The organism is Leisingera sp. ABM4_103 (assembly GCF_056158685.1).
In genome coordinates, this window is sequence record NZ_JBSWTU010000005.1 from 868,559 (window position 1) to 886,267 (window position 17,709).

The following is a 17,709-nucleotide window of genomic DNA, read 5'->3' on the forward strand; positions in this document are numbered from 1 at the left end:
AGTTCACCCGCTTTGCAGGCTGCCGGGGCCGGATCAGGCGCCGCCGCGCGGCGCTGCGCCGCGGCATCCGTGGTCCGGATGCCGCAGCAGCTCCAGTTGATTCGGGTCCCGCAGCCTTAGTGGCAGGGATGGACTTGGGTTCCGGCCGCCTTGGCGTTCGCCGGGGTCCAGGCCGGATTTGCTGAGCGGGCAACGCCGCTGACATCCCGCTGAGAAAGGCTGACATTCCAAGCCGGGTTCAACCACACGGTGGCGGAATTGGCGTCATCGGCCCGGGAGAGTGTGCCGTGCACGGAGACGCTCAGGTTTGCTGCGTCATGCTGTGCCGTGATTGTCAGCCGGTCCCCTGCTGCTGCGGTTTCGGGACGGTCCAGCAGGTAAGCCGTGCGTCCCCAGTGCCCGCCAGCGTCCAATCCGTTTGCCACCAGAATGCCCGGCGCCAACTGCATCTCGAAACTGACAAAAACCGCGTGAATAGTGCCGTCGTTGGTACAGGTCAGATCCCTGGCGATGCGCCCCGGGTTGATGGTCGGCCTGGTGAAATCGAAGTGAAACAGGTCTGCCGCCGGCCCCAGGGCGCGCAGCCCGCAGGCCGCAAAATCGTTAGGGGTCAATTGCGCGACCCGCGCAAAACGGTGAAAGGCGCTCAGGTCGAAGCCTTCCGCCTTTTGCGGGCGCCACAGGTCCAGCAGGCCGCCGCTTTCGACGGGCCGCGCCAGCAGCGTTCCCCGTTCCGGAATTGCGCGCGCGCCCGGCTTGGCCAGTTCGGACATGGCGTGGGTCAGTGTCGCAAGCGCGCCCTCGCCGAGGAGAACGGTATCGACGATTTCCGAGATCACGACATCGGCCGGTTCCGGCATGTCCTCGCCCATGGTGATGTCGTGCGACCATTTCGGGATCACGGTGATCCGGTCGCTCAGACCGTTGTCTGCGATGACTTGGGTCGCGGCCTGCGCAATCAGCGGCTGCTGTTCGCAGGTGTAGACATGTTTCGCACCGGCGCGGGCCGCCAGCATCGCGGTCAGACCAGCTCCGCAGCCGATGTCCAGAACCACGTCCCCCGGCCTTACCTTGGCCGCGATGGCCTTGGCATAGGCTTGGTTGCGGGCGGTGTCCGCCAGCATCGGAAAATGCCAGCGGGGCACAAACGTCTGATGCAGCCGCTCCTGCAGAACCTGGGCTTCGTGGTGGTGAGGATCTGCTGCCAAAGCTTCCGTGAGGATCTGAGAGGTCCGCAGACCGCCGTCCTTCAGAGGTTCAGATTTTGCGCGCCAGACGAGTTTTTCTGCCACTTCGGCGCCATGATGAGAGTTTGCGTGCGCCGGATTGGCCGAGTGTCCTTTGGTCAACTTTTAGTCTTCCTGATTTGAAGAAAATGCGATTGTTTCGACTATCCATCAGGCGCCTCTAATAAATGGTGAAGGCGAAGCAGGGACTGCAGGTCAAATGCAGCAAAAGAAAAAGCCCCGCAGTTGCCTGCGGGGCTTTGTGTTGTCTGCCGTGAGGCCGGGGAGATTAGTCGCCCGACTTCAGTGCGGCACCCAGGATGTCGCCCAGCGATGCGCCGGAGTCCGAGGAGCCATACTGTTCCACTGCTTCTTTCTCTTCCGCGATCTCGCGCGCCTTGATGGACAGGCCCAGGCGGCGGGTCTTGGAGTTGACGTTGGTGACGCGCACGTCGACCTTGTCGCCAACCGAGAAACGCTCGGGGCGCTGGTCGGCACGGTCGCGGGCCAGGTCGGAGCGGCGGATGAAGGACTTCATGCCTTCGTATTCCACTTCGATGCCGCCGTCTTCGATCGCGGTCACTTCGACGGTGATCACGGAGCCGCGCTTCACGCCGCCCACGGCTTCGGCGAACTTGTCGCCGCCCAGAGCTTTGATCGAGAGCGAGATACGCTCTTTGTCGACGTCCACTTCGGAGACAACGGCCTGAACCACGTCGCCTTTGCGGTAGTTCTGGATCGCGTCTTCACCGCGCTCGTCCCAGGACAGGTCGGACAGGTGAACCATGCCGTCGATGTCGCCGTCGAGGCCAATGAACAGACCGAATTCGGTGATGTTCTTGACTTCGCCTTCGACCTGGGTGCCTTCCGGGTAAGTCTCGGCAAAGACTTCCCACGGGTTGCGCATGGTCTGCTTGAGGCCCAGGGACACGCGGCGCTTGGCACCGTCGATTTCCAGAACCATGACGTCGACTTCCTGGGAAGTGGAGACGATTTTGCCCGGGTGGACGTTTTTCTTGGTCCAGGACATCTCGGAGACGTGGACCAGACCTTCGACGCCCGGCTCCAGCTCAACAAACGCACCGTAATCGGTGATGTTGGTGACGCGGCCCTTGTGAACGGAGTTCAGCGGGTACTTGGCGCCAACCAGATCCCACGGATCTTCCTGCAGCTGCTTCATGCCCAGGGAGATGCGGTGGGTCTCTTTGTTGATCTTGATGACCTGAACCTTGACGGTTTCGCCGATCGACAGGATCTCGGAGGGGTGGTTCACACGGCGCCATGCCATGTCGGTGACGTGCAGCAGGCCGTCAACGCCGCCCAGGTCAACAAACGCACCGTATTCGGTGATGTTCTTGACGACACCGTCCACTGCCTGGCCTTCGGACAGGTTGCCGATGACTTCGGCGCGCTGCTCGGCGCGGGACTCTTCGAGGATCGCGCGGCGGGAGACAACGATGTTGCCGCGGCGGCGGTCCATCTTCAGGATCTGGAACGGCTGCTTCAGACCCATCAGCGGGCCAGCGTCGCGCACGGGGCGCACGTCAACCTGCGAGCCGGGCAGGAACGCAACAGCGCCGCCCAGGTCGACGGTGAAGCCGCCCTTGACGCGGCCGAAGATCGCGCCTTCGACGCGCTGATCGTCTGCGTATGCTTTTTCCAGGCGGTCCCAGGCTTCTTCACGGCGGGCCATCTCGCGGGAGATGACGGCTTCGCCACGGGCGTTTTCTGCCGAGCGCAGGAAGACTTCCACTTCGTCGCCGACTGCGATTTCAGCGGCTTCGCCGGGGTTTGCGAATTCTTTCAGATCAACGCGGCCTTCCATCTTGTAGCCGACGTCGATGATGGCCTGGCCGGCTTCGATTGCCAGCACTTTGCCTTTGACAACCGAACCTTCGTCCGGGGTGTCCATTTCGAAGCTTTCGTTCAGGAGGGCTTCGAATTCCTCCATCGATGCGTTTTGAGCCATGAGGTCTCAGGTTTCCTTTACTAACGGTTTTCTGGCCGGGCGGTTGTCTCCGCCGGTCTTGGTTAGCCCTACAGAACGTGGCCCGGAGCACATCTGATCAAACAAACACAAAGGGCCGAGGTATTCCCCAGCCCTGCTCAGATATGCCACCCGGACGTTGACCGCCCTTGTATTGACAGCGCGCGTATAGGCGGATTCCCGGGGTTGCGCAAGGGAAAAGCCCTGCTGGGCAAGGCGGAGACGGCTTTTGGCAGCCCCCTGCCCCGCCTTTCGCCTGCCGGGGCCGCTTCAGGCCTGATCCCGGCGCTGGTATTCCTGCTCCAGCAGAACTACGCCCGTCATCAAATAGTCAACCGTCGAGCCCTCTCCCCGCAGGGGGAGCAGGATCTCGGTGGAGCTGCGGTATTCCGGCAGCGGGCCGACATAGGGCAGTGAGACCAGCAGCGGCCGGGGATTGGCGGCCGCTTCGGCAAAGCAGGTCCAGATCATGGACCCGGGCCCGAAGCCCGGACGTTCAGACAGGCGGGTGCCGGCGACCTTGGCGCTCAGCGTGTTGATGATCTTACTCCGCACATAGAGCGCCTTGAAATCAGACAGCTCCCCGGTCCCTGTCCGCTCGATTTCGAAGACCGCCAGGATATTGGTCGCCGTGCTGATATACGGCAGGCTCAGCTCGGCGAGCCGCGGGAAAGCGCCCGCCTCCGAGGCGTTCTGCCAAAGCTGAAGAACCGGTTTCAAAGCGGGATCCAGGTCACTCGCAGAAAAATCAGCGGTAAACATGGATACTGGCACCCCTCGCAAAGTCTTAACTGACAGCACCAGACCCGACGGACCTGCGCCGAGGCCGAAAAGGGTGCCTGCCGGCCAGTATAATGCAGATGAAATGCATGAATAGTCTCCGCAGGCAAATTTTACCTGCGGAGAAACCGGCGGCAGGCGCGGCAAAAACCGCCTGCCGCCGGGGATCAGCCCTCTCAGGCGATTTCGGTCACGATGGTGTCGCGCGACTTGCGGACCTTTTTCATCGGCAGCAGCCAGTCGCCCTCCTCCTGGCGGTAGCCCAGCGGCAGCAGCACCACCGAGCGCAGGCCCTTGTCCCGCAGGCCCAGGATTTCATCGACCTTCGCGGGGTCGAAACCTTCCATCGGGGTGCTGTCCACTTCCAGCTCGGCGGCGGCGGCCAGCGCAAAGCCCAGCGCGATATAGGCCTGGCGGGCGGCGTGGTCGTGGTTGGTGCGTTCCTCGCGCGGCAAATAGGTCGCCTTGAGGTTCTCGTAGTACTGGTTCAGCATCGGGATCTCACCGCGCTCCTCGGTCATCTGGCGGGTCACCGAGTCGATGCGGTCTTCGGAGTAGTTGTCCCAGGCGGCAAAGACCAGCAGGTGCGAGCCATCGGTGATCTGGGCCTGATCCCAGGCGTGCGGTTGGATCTGTGCGCGGATTTCCGGATTGGTGATGACGAAGACCTCAAACGGCTGGGTGCCCGAGGAGGTCGGCGCCATGCGGATCGCCTCGATGATCTGGTCAATCTTTTCCTGCGGAACCGCCTTGGCGGGGTCCATCTTCTTGGTAGCATAACGCCAGTTCAGCTTCTCGATCAGGGTGCTCTTGCTCATCTCATTGGTCCTTTCACGGCCGGTTGCCAGGGGTGGTATAGATTTGTGACTGGCTATATAAGCGGTACCGGATTGGGCACAAGAAGGCACATTTCTGAGCCCCGGTTACACGGAGGGAACCACCATGGCAGAAGGGCAATGCCCGGAATGCGGCCGTATCAACGAGGTGCTGTCGCGGGTCGGCGACCGCTGGAGCGTGCTGATCGTGATCTCGCTGGCGCAATACGGGGTGCTGCGGTTCAATGAGCTGAAGCGGCATCTGGGGATTTCCCAGCGGATGCTGAGCCTGACGCTGCGAGAGCTGGAGCGGGACGGGCTGGTGAGCCGCACCTATTACCCGACGATCCCGCCCAAGGTGGAGTATGCACTGACGCCGCTGGGCGAGTCGTTCCGCGAACCGGTTTGGGCCATGGGGCTGTGGGCGCTGGAGCATCTGCCCGCGATTGATGCGGCGCGGGCGGACTATGATGCCGCGGCGGAGGCGGAGAAAAAGACTGCCTGATGCAGAGGGCCGGAGCGGCTAGCCCCGGAATGCCCAGATGCGGGCGTCCCGCTTCAGCATTGCTTGTTCAGCGGCGTCCAGCCGGGCGGCTGCCGCAGCAGGATCGCGGCTGCCGCCTGCCTTGGTCCAGAGCCTGAGCGCAGACGCCGGGCTCCAGGGCAGGCAAGCGGAGGCCAGCCACTGCCGCAAGGGCGGCGGCAGCGCGTCGAAGGCCTGCATCGGGTCCCCTGCCCTGCGCCGCCGTTTCAGGCGCGAGTTGAGATTGCGGCGGGGCCTGCGGTCAGCCATTGCGGTGCCAGTTTGGGAAGGGATCGTCCAGCGCAGCCCAGGCCGGATCGAGACCGTCTGCGGCTTCCGGCACCAGGCAAGCATTTAGGCGGGCCGTGATCGCGGCCTTGTCCAGCCCTGCGCCGATGAACACCAGCTCCTGGCGGCGGTCGCCCCAGGTTTCATCCCAGTTCTGCAGGAATTCACGCCGGGCTTCGGGGTGGCTGGGCCAGCGCTCGGACGGCACCGCGGCCCACCACAGGCCCAAAGGGCGGACCGAGGAGATGGCGCCGGCCAGAGAGAACTCCGCGGCCCAGTCCGGGCGGGTCGCCAGCCAGAAATGACCCTTGGCACGGATCACGCCGGGCAGGTCGCCATTCAGCAACGCGTGGATTTTGGCAGGGTCAAAGGGGCGTTTGGCCCGGTAGACAAAGGAGGAGATGCCGTATTCCTCGGTCTCGGGCACGTGGTGCTCGAAGCCATATAGCTCCTTGGCCCAGAGCGGATGTTCATGAGCCTTGTCAAAATCGAAGCGGCCGGTGTCGAAGATGCGGTCTCCGTCAACTTCGGAAAAGTCGGTCTGGATCACCTCGGCATCCGGGTTTAGCGCCTTGATCACAAGCATCGCTGCTTCGGTCTGGGCCGGGCCGGCCTCGGTCACCTTGTTCAGAATGATGACGTTGGAAAATTCGATCTGATCGGTCAGCAGATTGACCAGCGTGCGGTCGTCCTCCTCACCCAGGCTTTCGCCGCGGTCGCTGAGGAAGTCGTGGCTTGCGAAATCTCGCAGCAGGTTCACCGCATCGACCACGGTCACCATAGTGTCGAGGCGGGCCACGTCCGAGAGGCTCCGGCCCTCCGCATCGCGGAAATCGAAGGTCGCGGCCACGGGCAGCGGCTCGGCAATGCCGGTGCTTTCGATCAGGAGGTAATCAAAGCGCCCTTCGTCCGCGAGGCGGCGCACCTCTTGCAGCAGGTCGTCGCGCAGCGTGCAGCAGATGCAGCCGTTGGTCATTTCCACCAGCTTTTCGTCCTGTCGCGACAGTTCTGTTCCACCGCGCACAAGGTCCGCGTCGATGTTCACCTCGCTCATGTCATTCACGATCACTGCAACCCGGCGTCCCGCGCGGTTGTTCAGAACGTGGTTCAGCAGCGTAGTTTTCCCGGCTCCAAGAAACCCCGAAAGCACCGTGACCGGCAGCCTGTTATCCGTCATGCCCGAATCTCATTATGTTATATCGTAACTTTCACCGGGAGCACGCTTAGCAGCTTCCGGTGCGGCCTGCAATTCCCGGAAAGCTCCGACGGCCGCCAGAACGCGGACAGCCGCGTTTTCACACGCCGCTGCCACCTGCGGGGACAAAAGTTTTCAGTAAAACTTTTGGCAATTTTCTTGAGTAAGAAAATGCACCGATGGCTGTTTAGAGGTCGATCTCCAGCACCCCGCCCGGCGCCAGTGCGCGGGACTGGCAGAGGATGATCGCCCCTTGGCGCTGCTTGTTCGACAGAACGAAGTCGCGGTGCTCGGCGTCGCCTGCGATCAGCCCGCATTTGCAAACGCCGCAGATACCGTCAGAGCATTTCACATTCACATGGATACCGCTTTCAGCAAGAGCCTCAGCCGCAGTTTTTTCTGCCGGGACCTGTATCTCGCGCCCCGACTTCGCCAGCTTCAGGGTGAAGGGGTGGTTTTCATATTCCGGCTGTTCGGGGACCGAGAAGTATTCCATGTGGCGGGCCTCTTCGGGGAAGCCGTTTGCCCGTGCGGTGTCTAGCACCGCTTGCATGTAGGCCTCCGGCCCGCAGGTATAGACGTGGCTGCCGGGTGTGTACTGCAGCACCTGCCTGAGGTCGGCGCGGGTGCCCTGATCCGAGAAATGCAAATGCACTTTTTCCGCCCAAGGCACATGTTTCAAGTCATCCAGAAACCCGGCATTTGCACGTTTAGAGCAGGAATAGCGGAATTCAAAATCCTGGCCCAGCGCGTGCAGCCGGTGGGCCATGGCGATCATCGGTGTCGCCCCGATGCCGCCGCCCATCAGGTAGGACTTGGCGGCGTCCTCATGCAGCGGGAAATGGTTGATAGGCTTGGAAATGAACACCATCCGGCCTTCTTCGAAGATCCGGTGCATCAGCTTCGAGCCGCCGCGGCCCGCGTCCTCGCGCAGCACCGCGATCTGGTATTTGGTGCGGTCCGCCGGGTCGCCCGACAGCGAGTACTGGCGGAAGAACTCCGGGGCGACCACCACGTCAATGTGAGCACCGGCAGTTGCGGCAGGCAGCGGCGCATCATCCGGCAGGGTGAACTCGTATTTGGTGACAGCGTCCGTCATATGCTCTGCCTTTGAGAGCCGCACCCGCATCACCGGCGCATCGCCCTGACCGGCGGTATAAACATGCTCCGGCAGCAGGCCTGCTGCGCGGCGGCGCTTGTGCTCGGCGGCGGGGATCATCGCCTGATAGGCGGCAATCCCGGCCTCCCGGTCCATCGGCGACGGCCAGGCATAGGGCGGCGGCGCCAGCGGCGCGGGGTAGACGGCCAGGGTCTGGTCCTCGAATTTCAGGTCCAGATCCTTGGAAAGCTGGCGGGCGTTCACCGGGTGCCGGGAGGGGGCGTAAGGCCCCTCCTCCACCATCTCCAGATCCCACCACCATTTCTTGGCGGTGTTGACCTCGCCATTGCCCAGCGCGTCGTCGAGCTTCGCCAGAAGCGGCGCGCTGCCGGGCAGGTTCATCGCGGCCCAGCGGAACGGCGCCTCGGCAAACAGGCCTTCGAGGTTCCAGGGGCAGGTCTTCATACAGCGGCCGCACATCGCACCGCCGGGGACCGTGACCCGGTAAGTGGTGCATTTCTGGCTGTCGGATTTCCAGATCTCATAGCCGTTGAACATCAGCTTGGGCCCGGCGGTGATCGCGCCGGAGGGACATTCGCGGGCGCATTTGTTGCAAGCCTCGCAAAACCGCTGCAGGCCGAAGTCGACCGGCTTGTCATGGGTCATCGGCAGGTTGGTGGTGACGGCGCCGGATTTCAGGCGGGGTCCGAGGAAGGGATTGAGGATCACCTCGCCAATGCGGGAGACCTCGCCCAGGCCGGAGAGCAGCAGCAGCGGCGGTTGCAGCACCTCGCCGTCCATCACCGAATGCACCCGGGCGGTATAGCCGAGGTTGCGGATCTGCTGCGCGATCACCCCGCCAAGCAGAGAAAACCGCAGATAGGCGCGCATCGATTGGGCGCAGGCGATCCAGTCGTCGCCAGAGGCGCCCTCCATCGTTTCATGGCCCTGGTCGATGATGATGCTGATGGCGTTCTCGTGGTAGGGGGCCAGCGGCTCGCCTGCCGCGTCGTGGGAGTAATAGGCCCAATCCGGGCAGCGCGAGATCCCCACTGCATCACAGCCAAGGAAATAGGCCGCGGCCTTGATATTCGCGGCGTTGCGGGCGGCATCCGTGGCGCTGGGGTCGATCTGCGGCGCGGGCTTGCCGTCCTGCAGCAGCACAAAGGCCGCAAGCGACGAGCGGAAAGCAAAAGCGGAGGAGGACTTGCGGACGTAGTTGCCGTTCTTCGCCGCCTCCTGCGGGCCTTTGCCGAGGTCGCCGAACAGCGCCCGGGCAAACATGTCGGCGCGTTTCGGAACCCGCGCGACATTAACCTCGTCGATATAGGTTGTCGGATCGTCCACCCGTTTCAGGGTCTCGAACGGGTGCGGTCCGTCCATGAAGCGGCGCTTGGCGTAGGGGTCGCGGGTGGCGGCGCTCTTGGCGTGGGCGCCGAGACCGAGCCGGTATTTGACCCCCGGCGTCTGGCCCGGTTCCAGCGGCTGATCGGGGGCTAGTTCCAGCGTTGTGGTGACGGCGGCGATCCCGAAGCGGCGGCCGAGGAAAGGGTTGGTGAGGCCGCCGTCCTCGAGGGTGGCAAGACCCGCCTGCACTGCGAGCCTGGCCAGATGCACATCCGTAGCAGCGCCGGTATGGGCGCGGGCTTCCCAGCCCAGAAGGCGGATGTAATTGGCGAGTGTCACCGCGGTTTCCGCCGCCCTCAGGCAGGCGCGCTGGTTTTGCGCGTCTGCGAGCCATTCGGTGCCGTCTTCCTCTGCTTTGGGGTCTCGGGGGAATTCATAGGCATAGACCAGCGCGTGGGTGTGGTGGCGGCAGTCCGCGGGCGGGGCCTGCATCGACTCGCGCAAAGACGCCATCACCACGTCGATGCCGGAGGCGAAGGTCTTGGTCTGCTTGGTGCGCAGCGTTTCCGCCAGCGCCGCCACATCCGGGTTCACCTGCGGTGTGTCCAGCCAGGCCGCGGACGGAACCGCGCAGGCGCCCGCCAGGGAGGCGTCGCAGAAGTAGCCGAATGCCTTCAGGTGCTCCGTGCGCTCCTGCGGGCTGGCGGGGATATCTGCACGCTCCCTTTTCACCAGCCCTTCGCGTGTGGCATCCAGCATCGCCTGGTAGTCGCGCATTGCGTTGACGATGGAGAGCGGCGCATCGGGGCGGCGGAAGCTGATCTGCGGCAGGGGTGGAATGTTTTCCAGCTCCTCTAGGCCCTTGCGGTGGCGCCGCGACTCTTGCGGATAGGGTCCCAGATGCACCGGCCGGTTGCGGTAGGAGAACAGTTTACCCATGGTCACCCCCTGAATGCTAAAGCTTGGCGACGATGCGCGGCTCGTCCTGCAGCAGCTTGGCGGCAGCCGACCGCAACTGGGCGAGTTCCTGCCCGGTGAGCTTGGCCTCGAAATGCGCCGCGTTTTCCTGTGCGATGGGCAGTACTTGTGTCAGCGCGGACTGCCCCTGCGCGGTCAGCCGGACCTGGATGGAGCGGCCATCCCGCGCGCTGCTGCTGCGGGTGATGAAACCGCGCTCTTCCATATGCCGCAGCGTGCGTGAAGCGGCCGTGCGGTCGATGCCGATGAAGCCTGCGATTTCTGATGGGGCGGTCAGCCCTTCCCCGCCAGCGGCCAGCAGCACGCACCACATCACGCGGGTCAAGCCGAACTCTGCGATCCGCTGCTCAAAGCGGCGCTCGATCACCCTGGCCAGCATGGTCACCTGATAGCCGAGTGAGCGGTGGAGATGGAAACGGTCTTCAGTCATAATAATTGACAGTGTCAATCATTTAATTGACAGCGTCAACTATACTGCCGGATGGGTCTAACCGCTTGCCTTACATGAGGCAGCCGCCCTGCTCCGCGCCCATAGGTTGCGCAAAATCAGCACAAAAATGTGTTTTCCGTGCATCCTCTGTAGCGTGTCCCGCCGCCAGGTGTGAGATCATGCATTACCACACCCCCAATTCAAACATCTGAAAAATAACAATGACGGTGGTTCAGGAGACAGAAGACATGCTCAGGAATGGGACCGGAGCTTGTGCACGCGGCAAGAGCTTGTTAACCCTCTCACCCTAGAGTCAAGAAACACCCAAAGGTTGAATTTCAGGACCCTAGTGAATGAGTATTTTGCTTCGGCTGTCATGTTTGATGTCTGCCGGATTGCTTTGCCTTCTGGGCTTCAGCTGGCACGTTTCGGCACAGGCGCAGGAAGGCCGAAGCGGACTGACGGTGGCATTTCTGCCGGTACCGCCGTTTGCGCAGCGCTCTGCGGACGGCGGCCGCAGCGGATTCTTTGTCGAGCTGGCAGAAGAGATCGGCGCGGATACCGGTGCTCCTATCGGCTATCTGGACGTGCAAACCTCCCACGAGTTCATCCGCCGGCAAGCTGATGGCGGCACCCAGCTCATCGCCGGTGTGGCGCGGCTTCCGCTGCTGGAGGAAACCAATGTGTTTTCCGCCCCGGTGGCATCGGAAACGCTGCGCCTGACCGTGTTGCGGCACCGGGCCGCGGAACTTGCGGGCAGCCCCCGCCGCGGTCTGCGCATCGGCATTGTGCCGCCGGCGGTCGGGTCGGCGGCTCAGGACCTTCTGGCCGCGAACCAGCCGGTGGAGTTCGTGACCCCGGAAGCGGCGCTGATGAACCTGCTGACTGGCGGCGTTGACGCGGTGCTTATCCCTGAACCCGTTGCCTTCTCGATTGCCAGGAACGCGCAGGTTGATGCCAAGATCAGCTTTCTCGATCCGCCGGTCCTTGCGTTCAGCCGCTTTGTCGCCCTGCACCGGAGCCGCGCGGACCTGCTGCCGGAAATCAACGCCGCGCTTGCGCGAATGGAGGCGGATGGCCGCCTGCCCGCGCTGCGGCAGAAATACTTTCTTGATATCCCCAAACCGGTCCCCGAGGTGCTGACCGTGGGCGTCCGCCACAACCCGCCATACCAGACCGTCGAGCCGGGCGGCATGTTTTCCGGTTTCGGTGTGGAGGTCCTGCGCGGGCTGGCGAAACGGGCGGGCCTCGCGCTGGAGTTCAAGCGGATTTCCCTGACGGAGTGGCGTGCAGGCCCCGGGCCCGGGCGCTATGACCTGTTACCCGACATGCGGATCACCGGCGAGCGGCGCGAGATGATGGATTTCTCCCTGCCGTTGGAACAAGTGCCGTATTCCGTGTTCACCCGCGCTGAGGATAAGGGCAAAATCACCGGGCTTGATGACTTGGCCGGACGCAGAGTGGCAGCGCTGCGGGGCAGCCCCCCGCTTGAGATTGCCGCGACGTATGAAGATGTCACGGTGCTGGCAGAAGAGACTGCGGATGCAGTGCTGGAGAGTTTTTTAGATGGGCGCGCGGACGCTATTCTGGCACCCGCCGCAACGACACTGGCGCGGACCCGGGAGTGGGCGGTGGCAGACCAGGTTGCCGCGGCCGGCCCGCCGGTCTTTGCCAGCGCGCGTGCCCCCGCGCTGCGGTTCGGCCTGGGTTCTGTCCGGGACCGGCTGAACGCGGTTATCCCGGGCTATCTGGCGTCCCAGGAGTTTGCCTGGCTGCGGGAGAAGTATTTTGGCACGCCGGAGTTCTGGACCCGCCCCCGCCAGTTTGCGGCCGCGGGCACAGCGGGGGGGATTATCGTGGCATTGCTCGGTTTTCTCCTGTGGCAGCATCAGCGTCAGCGCCAGCAGGCATACGAACGCCAGGCGCGGGACCTGGAGCTGGAACAGACCCACCGCCGACAGCTGTCAGCCATGGTGGAGCGGCTTGAGACCGCGAACCGGCAGCTTGCGGAATTCACCTATGCGATGTCGCATGATCTCAAGGCGCCGGCCCAGACGATGCGCGCGCTGCTGGCGGAACTGCGCGGCACCTCCAGTGCCTGCCTGGATGTTGAAGGGCGCGAGATTCTGGATGACTTGGAGATTACCAATGCGCGCATGGCCCGGCTGGTTGAGGACCTTAAGGTTTTTGCCCGCTCCGTCGATGACGAACGGCCTGTTGAAGCCGTCGATCTGACCCGCGAGGCCGTGGCCGCGGCCGCTGACATTGCCGCCGACATCGCGGCCGCGGGCAGCGTCATTGAGACGGGTATGCTGCCGGCGGTGGAAGGCAACCCCGACCAGCTGAGGACGCTGATCAGGCAGCTGATCTCCAACGCGGTCGCCTACCGTGACCCAGAGCGCGGCAGCAGGATCGAGATCGCAACAGGCCCGGAGGCTCCTGCAGGCTGGATCACCTTCAGCGTGCGCGACAACGGTATCGGAATTGAGCCGGAATATCATGACCGGATCTTCGGGCTGTTTAAACGTTTGCACAGGCATAGCGACCGCCAAGGCTCCGGGATCGGCCTGACCTTGTGCCAGCGCATAGCGGCAAATCACGGCGGCCGGATCGGCGTTTCCTCGCAAAAAGGGTCTGGCAGCACTTTCACCGTCACGCTTCCGGAGAAGGCAAGTGGCAGAAGTCATTGAAAACCTGATGCTGATCGATGACGATCACGCTGATCTGAAACAGTTCAAGCGGGTGCTTGCGCGCACCGGGCTGGCGGGCCGCGTCACCGCGTTTGATGATGCGTCGGAGGCTTTTGACTACTTGGCTCAGAACGCCGATGCCACGGACGATGCCATCTTCCTGGATATCAACATGCCGCGGATGAACGGGTTCGATTTTCTGGAGAAAGCCACCGCGGAGCTAGCCCAGCGGCTGGCCGGCACCATAGTCCTTATGCTGACCACCTCGGCCGACCCGGGCGACCAGCAGCGAGCGCAGCAATTCAACATCGTCCGCGGCTATCTGACGAAACCTCTGCAAGAGGAGGATATTCGCCACGCTGTCAGGCTGCTGGCAAAGGCCCGCAGCTGAGACGGGACAGCGCAGTACAGGAGACTTTCCAATCAGCGCGACGGCGCCGGACGACCAGATCCGGCTATGCAGCCCGGCCGCATAGGGCCGATTGAAATCCCGTGCTTTGCAGTTTTGCATTCGGCAAGCCTGCAGACTGCCGCCTTCCGGAAGTGCCGGCTGTGCCCCTTGATGCCCTGATCTCCAATTTGGATCAGGTACTCCCGGCAGCGGCCAGGCGCGGACGCCTGACCCGGACATAGGGTGTTCAGCAGCACGTGCGGCCGGCCAGCGGCGCAGGCTCTGACGGCGCGACCCCCCGGCGCGCCCACCCTATGTCCGGCAGGAGGCCCCCTCCCGGCCAGCAACAGCAGGAGAAAGGGCTCTGAGCATGCGGGCATGCCGCATCGCCACGTTTAAACCGGCGGTTTGCCCTTCAATGCGCGCGCAATCATCGCAATGACGAAGAGAACCAGGAAAATGAAGAACAGAATCTTGGCAATACCGGCAGAGGCGCCGGCGATCCCGCCGAACCCGAGCAAGGCGGCGATCAAAGCGATAACCAGAAATGTAAGTGCCCAACCAAGCATTATTTCACTCCTTCTCAGCGAGGCTACCGAACATCGCAGCCGCTAGATAAACCCGGCTAGGCCGCGATTGTTCCCTGCCCCGGCCCGCAACGGCGCCAGCTGGGCCCGTATCATCTGGTTGGACACTGGCCGGGCCAGCACAGGCCACCGCAGGCACGGTGAGTGCGCATCCAGCTCGTTTTCCGCGGCACTCCCCAAAAGGACCAGACGGCCGCCCCGGACTTGGACATCCCGGTCTATATGAAGCCGGGTCACCAGTTCGGAGCCCGCCTCAAAAAAGGCCACGGCAATCCGCTGGTAGCGGGAAAGCGCCATCAGCGCCGTATCATGCGCCTGCTGCACGCTGAGTTCAGCGGCAGGGTCGAAATCCAGAATGGCATCGCAGATATCGCAGGTAACCAAGTAGTTCCTGGACATGACCAGATAGACATGCGAGCAGCCTGGAGTAGGCATTTTCATTGCACCAGCCCCCCTATAGGCCTAGAGTGTGTATCCATTTCCCACCGGGCGCATTTAACTGCGACATAGCCGCCAGGGGAGCGCAATGTCTTCTACCGCCTGCCGCGAATGCCCGCTCCGCAAACGGGCCATTTTCACGCCGATGACGCGTGAGGAGGTGCTTTCAACGCAGCAGTTCAAAACCGGAGAACTGGTGGTGGATGCGGGTACGACAATTCTGCTGGAAGGCTCGAACAGCCCGCAGCTGTACACGGTGCTCAATGGAATGGGCACGCGTTACACAACGCTGGAAAACGGCCGCCGGCAGGTTATCAACTTCCTGTTTCCAGGTGATTTTGCCGGGCTGCAGGCCGGCCTGATGGGCGAAATGAAGCATTCGGTTGAGGCGACCACCGCCATGACGCTGTGTGTGTTCCGGCGTGCGGCGCTGTTTGAGCTGTTTGAGCAGGAGCCTCAGCGGGCCTATGATCTGACGTGGATCGCCGCGGTCGAAGAGCATTTTCTGGGCGAAACCATCGCCTCGCTGGGCCAGCGCGACGCGGCGCAGCGGATTGCCTGGGCGCTGGTGAGGATCTTTGAGCGCCTGAAGGCAGTTGGCATGGAGGAAAAGGGCACGGTACCGCTGCCCTTCAAGCAGCAGGATCTGGCAGATGCGCTTGGCCTGTCGCTGGTCCATACCAACAAAAAACTGAAAATGCTGCGGGACAGAAAACTGGCGCAATGGCACAACGGGAGGCTGAAGGTCAGCGATCTGCCTGCTTTGGCAAGCGTGGCGATGATCGATCTGGATGCGCCCGAACCCCGGCCGCTGATCTGACTGAAAGCACCGGATGCAGCCGGCCGGGACTGGCCGGTAGCCCCGCTTCTTCTTCCAGCACAATCCAGGCGTTCTGGCGCAGAGGAGCCGCAGGCGGGTCCTTGGGCAAGCCCTGGGTACTGGTAATACGGCGCCCGCGGGCGGCCAACGCCTTCGATGCGGGGCCTGGCACCGCGCCCAGGCAGTGGTGCACTTGCAGTCTAAAACTCTAGGAAACTGGCTGGAACCTTTCGCCGGGCTTGCGGGTTGGGACGGTACAATCCGCAACTGAAAGGACACGGCATGCTGTACTGGGCGCTCGTCTTCCTGGCCGTTGCCATCATTGCCGGAATCTTCGGATTTGGCGGCATCGCTTCGGCCTCCGCCGGGATCGCACAGATCCTGTTTTTTATATTCCTGGTGCTGTTTGCAGTGGCGCTGATCGTACGCTTGCTGCGCGGCTCCTCCCGTTGACGGCCGGGGCTGGCGGCAGCCGTTGAAGGCTGCCGCCCGCATTCAAGCCGCAGGCCGGACTGAACGTTTTCTGCCGTCCGGTTGTCCATCCACCGCTTTGACCTTCAAGAAGTAAAGGAGTACTCCATGACTGGCGCGCTTTCCGCCACCCCAAGCCCTGACAAAGTCGAAACCGGTGTCCGCGATACCGGCCCCATCGCCAGCGGCTTGGCGGATGTGCTGGCCGACACCTACCGGCTCGTCTTCAAAACCCACGCCTATCACTGGAATGTGGAAGGGCCGGCTTTCTATTCGATGCACAAGCTGACCGAAGAGCAGTACGAGAACATGTTTGCCGCCGCCGACACGCTGGCTGAGCGCATCCGCGCGCTGGGGCATCTGGCGCCGTCGCGGATGGATGAGATCCTGAACCGCTCGAAGATCGAGGACGCCGACGGCGAGCTGACCGCCGGCGGTATGGCCAAGGACCTTGCCGCCAGCCATGAACGCATTGCCCACCGGCTGCACGCGCTTGCCGAGCTGGCCAGCAGCCGCCGCGATATCGTGACCGAGGACCTGGCCACAGGGCGCTCCGCGTTCCATGAGCAGGCTGCCTGGATGCTGCGGGCGCTGGCCAAATCCTGATCTGTAATTTCTCCCGCCTTCCTGCCGCCTCCTCCCGTTTTGCAGGAAGGCACCGGTCCCCGCCCCGCTTCCTCCCCGGGGCGGGGACTTTTAAAGCGGCTGTCACGCGGGAAAAAAGCCCCGGGCCGCAAGTGCGGCCCGGGGTCCTGCCACCCAGCCCTGGCGGGCGGTGTCAGCTTTTAAGGGTTTCGGTTGACGAGAAGAACATCGCTTGGCTCACCGCGGAGCGCACCTGCTCTTCGGTGTACGGTTTTGAGATCAGGAACGCCGGTTCGGGTCCCTCGCCTGTCAGCAGGCGTTCGGGGAAGGCGGTGATAAAGATAACCGGACGTTCACCGTACTTGGCCAGAATGCCATTCACCGCGTCGATCCCGCTCGAATTGTCCGCAAGCTGGATGTCCGACAGGATCAGATCGGCGGAGTCCTTTGAAGCAAGGTCCATCGCATTTGTTTCCGTGCGGGCGATACCGGTCACTGTATGGCCCATGCCGGTGACGATCGCCTCAAGGTCCATCGCGATGACCGCTTCGTCCTCGATGATCATGATCTTACCGGCGGTCGCCCGCGACATTTCCTCGTAAGCGATAGAAATCAGCTCTGAGGCTTCGCTTTCGCTCACCCCCATGATGGTGCCGGTTTCGGCCGCGCTGAACTCCTCGATGGTGTGCAGCAGCAAGGCTTCGCGGGTATTCGGCGTCAGGCGCCGCAGGTGTTTTTGCGCTTTAGCGGCCAGGCCCGCATCGTTTTCCTCCTCTCCCGCCGGGGCGCCGGAGGAGGACCAGATCGCATGGAAGACACGGAACAGCGCAACTTTGGGAGACAAAACGCTGTCATATTCGGCGTCGCCGGCCAGGATGGCTTCGAGCGAAGCCAGGGCATATTGATCGCCGCTGTTCTGGCTGCCGGTCAGCGCGCGGGCGTAGCGGCGCAGATAGGGCAAGTTTGCACCAATCTGACTGGCGATCAGTTCTCCCGATTGAGCGGTCATTTTGTGATGTCCTTTTTTGCAATATACATGGAACTATACGCGCTAATGTG

The 17,709-nt window shown here is 62.9% G+C and carries 17 protein-coding genes; 6 read left to right on the top strand and 11 right to left on the bottom strand.

Annotation, left to right across the window (positions count from 1 at the left end; all coding sequences use genetic code 11):
- Positions 1-116: 116 nt before the first annotated feature.
- From ACXAED_RS05770 to ACXAED_RS05785, 4 genes are all read right to left on the bottom strand, one after another.
- Positions 117-1,349, bottom strand: coding sequence for a class I SAM-dependent methyltransferase (locus tag ACXAED_RS05770; protein ID WP_475047619.1), 1,233 nt, complete (start codon positions 1,347-1,349; stop codon positions 117-119).
- A 166-nt stretch (positions 1,350-1,515) separates the two neighbouring features.
- Complete coding sequence (gene rpsA / locus ACXAED_RS05775) at positions 1,516-3,195, bottom strand: 30S ribosomal protein S1 (RefSeq protein WP_475047621.1); 1,680 nt, start codon at positions 3,193-3,195, stop codon at positions 1,516-1,518.
- A 288-nt stretch (positions 3,196-3,483) separates the two neighbouring features.
- On the bottom strand, positions 3,484-3,933 hold the full coding sequence (locus ACXAED_RS05780) for a hypothetical protein (RefSeq protein ID WP_475047623.1): 450 nt from the start codon (positions 3,931-3,933) through the stop codon (positions 3,484-3,486).
- Between the two features lie 236 nt (positions 3,934-4,169).
- A complete protein-coding gene (locus ACXAED_RS05785; protein WP_475047626.1) occupies positions 4,170-4,811 on the bottom strand; it encodes an NAD(P)H-dependent oxidoreductase in 642 nt (213 codons plus the stop codon).
- Between the two features lie 124 nt (positions 4,812-4,935).
- Here ACXAED_RS05785 and ACXAED_RS05790 point away from each other — a divergent pair, with 124 nt between their 5' ends.
- On the top strand, positions 4,936-5,313 hold the full coding sequence (locus ACXAED_RS05790) for a winged helix-turn-helix transcriptional regulator (protein WP_475047629.1): 378 nt from the start codon (positions 4,936-4,938) through the stop codon (positions 5,311-5,313).
- An 18-nt stretch (positions 5,314-5,331) separates the two neighbouring features.
- Here ACXAED_RS05790 and ACXAED_RS05795 read toward each other — a convergent pair whose 3' ends face one another.
- The 4 genes from ACXAED_RS05795 to ACXAED_RS05810 all read right to left on the bottom strand — a co-directional run bounded on the left by ACXAED_RS05795 (position 5,332) and on the right by ACXAED_RS05810 (position 10,668).
- A complete protein-coding gene (locus ACXAED_RS05795; RefSeq protein ID WP_475047631.1) occupies positions 5,332-5,685 on the bottom strand; it encodes a DUF6525 family protein in 354 nt (117 codons plus the stop codon).
- A complete protein-coding gene (locus ACXAED_RS05800; RefSeq protein WP_475047634.1) occupies positions 5,594-6,796 on the bottom strand; it encodes a GTP-binding protein in 1,203 nt (400 codons plus the stop codon). The genes ACXAED_RS05795 and ACXAED_RS05800 overlap by 92 nt, the downstream gene beginning before the upstream one ends.
- 205 nt (positions 6,797-7,001) lie before the next feature.
- A complete protein-coding gene (locus ACXAED_RS05805) occupies positions 7,002-10,199 on the bottom strand; it encodes a 2Fe-2S iron-sulfur cluster-binding protein (RefSeq protein WP_475047636.1) in 3,198 nt (1,065 codons plus the stop codon).
- A gap of 16 nt (positions 10,200-10,215) precedes the next feature.
- A complete protein-coding gene (locus ACXAED_RS05810; protein ID WP_475047638.1) occupies positions 10,216-10,668 on the bottom strand; it encodes a MarR family winged helix-turn-helix transcriptional regulator in 453 nt (150 codons plus the stop codon).
- A 353-nt stretch (positions 10,669-11,021) separates the two neighbouring features.
- On the opposite strand from ACXAED_RS05810, the gene ACXAED_RS05815 reads away from it, so the two are divergent.
- Positions 11,022-13,358: a transporter substrate-binding domain-containing protein gene (locus tag ACXAED_RS05815; protein WP_475047640.1), complete on the top strand. Its 2,337-nt coding sequence runs from the start codon at positions 11,022-11,024 to the stop codon at positions 13,356-13,358.
- Entirely contained in the window at positions 13,342-13,749 is a 408-nt protein-coding gene (locus tag ACXAED_RS05820) for a response regulator (RefSeq protein ID WP_475047643.1), read from the top strand. Before ACXAED_RS05815 ends, ACXAED_RS05820 begins: the two co-directional genes overlap by 17 nt.
- A gap of 395 nt (positions 13,750-14,144) precedes the next feature.
- On the opposite strand, the gene ACXAED_RS05825 is transcribed toward ACXAED_RS05820, so the two are convergent.
- Together ACXAED_RS05825 and ACXAED_RS05830 are read right to left on the bottom strand one after the other, a co-directional pair.
- Complete coding sequence (locus ACXAED_RS05825; protein WP_475047645.1) at positions 14,145-14,318, bottom strand: DUF1328 domain-containing protein; 174 nt, start codon at positions 14,316-14,318, stop codon at positions 14,145-14,147.
- A gap of 42 nt (positions 14,319-14,360) precedes the next feature.
- A complete protein-coding gene (locus ACXAED_RS05830) occupies positions 14,361-14,777 on the bottom strand; it encodes a hypothetical protein (RefSeq protein ID WP_475047647.1) in 417 nt (138 codons plus the stop codon).
- Between the two features lie 85 nt (positions 14,778-14,862).
- Here ACXAED_RS05830 and ACXAED_RS05835 point away from each other — a divergent pair, with 85 nt between their 5' ends.
- From ACXAED_RS05835 to ACXAED_RS05845, 3 genes are all read left to right on the top strand, one after another.
- Positions 14,863-15,594, top strand: coding sequence for a Crp/Fnr family transcriptional regulator (locus ACXAED_RS05835; RefSeq protein ID WP_475047649.1), 732 nt, complete (start codon positions 14,863-14,865; stop codon positions 15,592-15,594).
- A gap of 282 nt (positions 15,595-15,876) precedes the next feature.
- The gene (locus ACXAED_RS05840) at positions 15,877-16,047 is read left to right on the top strand and encodes a DUF1328 domain-containing protein (protein WP_475047652.1); all 171 of its coding nucleotides are present in this window, start codon (positions 15,877-15,879) and stop codon (positions 16,045-16,047) included.
- 126 nt (positions 16,048-16,173) lie between these two features.
- Entirely contained in the window at positions 16,174-16,671 is a 498-nt protein-coding gene (locus tag ACXAED_RS05845) for a Dps family protein (RefSeq protein WP_475047654.1), read from the top strand.
- A 172-nt stretch (positions 16,672-16,843) separates the two neighbouring features.
- On the opposite strand, the gene ACXAED_RS05850 is transcribed toward ACXAED_RS05845, so the two are convergent.
- Positions 16,844-17,659: a response regulator gene (locus ACXAED_RS05850; protein ID WP_475047656.1), complete on the bottom strand. Its 816-nt coding sequence runs from the start codon at positions 17,657-17,659 to the stop codon at positions 16,844-16,846.
- Positions 17,660-17,709 lie beyond the last annotated feature (50 nt).

What these genes read in the sequence shown, in the direction of transcription:
- rpsA (WP_475047621.1), bottom strand. Translation starts at nt 3,195, where the DNA reads ATGGCTCAAAACGCATCGATGGAGGAATTCGAAGCCCTCCTGAACGAA.
- ACXAED_RS05785 (WP_475047626.1), bottom strand. Translation starts at nt 4,811, where the DNA reads ATGAGCAAGAGCACCCTGATCGAGAAGCTGAACTGGCGTTATGCTACC.
- ACXAED_RS05790 (WP_475047629.1), top strand. Translation starts at nt 4,936, where the DNA reads ATGGCAGAAGGGCAATGCCCGGAATGCGGCCGTATCAACGAGGTGCTG.
- ACXAED_RS05795 (WP_475047631.1), bottom strand. Translation starts at nt 5,685, where the DNA reads ATGCTTGCCTGGTGCCGGAAGCCGCAGACGGTCTCGATCCGGCCTGGG.
- ACXAED_RS05800 (WP_475047634.1), bottom strand. Translation starts at nt 6,796, where the DNA reads ATGACGGATAACAGGCTGCCGGTCACGGTGCTTTCGGGGTTTCTTGGA.
- ACXAED_RS05805 (WP_475047636.1), bottom strand. Translation starts at nt 10,199, where the DNA reads ATGGGTAAACTGTTCTCCTACCGCAACCGGCCGGTGCATCTGGGACCC.
- ACXAED_RS05810 (WP_475047638.1), bottom strand. Translation starts at nt 10,668, where the DNA reads ATGACTGAAGACCGTTTCCATCTCCACCGCTCACTCGGCTATCAGGTG.
- ACXAED_RS05815 (WP_475047640.1), top strand. Translation starts at nt 11,022, where the DNA reads ATGAGTATTTTGCTTCGGCTGTCATGTTTGATGTCTGCCGGATTGCTT.
- ACXAED_RS05825 (WP_475047645.1), bottom strand. Translation starts at nt 14,318, where the DNA reads ATGCTTGGTTGGGCACTTACATTTCTGGTTATCGCTTTGATCGCCGCC.
- ACXAED_RS05830 (WP_475047647.1), bottom strand. Translation starts at nt 14,777, where the DNA reads ATGAAAATGCCTACTCCAGGCTGCTCGCATGTCTATCTGGTCATGTCC.
- ACXAED_RS05835 (WP_475047649.1), top strand. Translation starts at nt 14,863, where the DNA reads ATGTCTTCTACCGCCTGCCGCGAATGCCCGCTCCGCAAACGGGCCATT.
- ACXAED_RS05840 (WP_475047652.1), top strand. Translation starts at nt 15,877, where the DNA reads ATGCTGTACTGGGCGCTCGTCTTCCTGGCCGTTGCCATCATTGCCGGA.
- ACXAED_RS05845 (WP_475047654.1), top strand. Translation starts at nt 16,174, where the DNA reads ATGACTGGCGCGCTTTCCGCCACCCCAAGCCCTGACAAAGTCGAAACC.
- ACXAED_RS05850 (WP_475047656.1), bottom strand. Translation starts at nt 17,659, where the DNA reads ATGACCGCTCAATCGGGAGAACTGATCGCCAGTCAGATTGGTGCAAAC.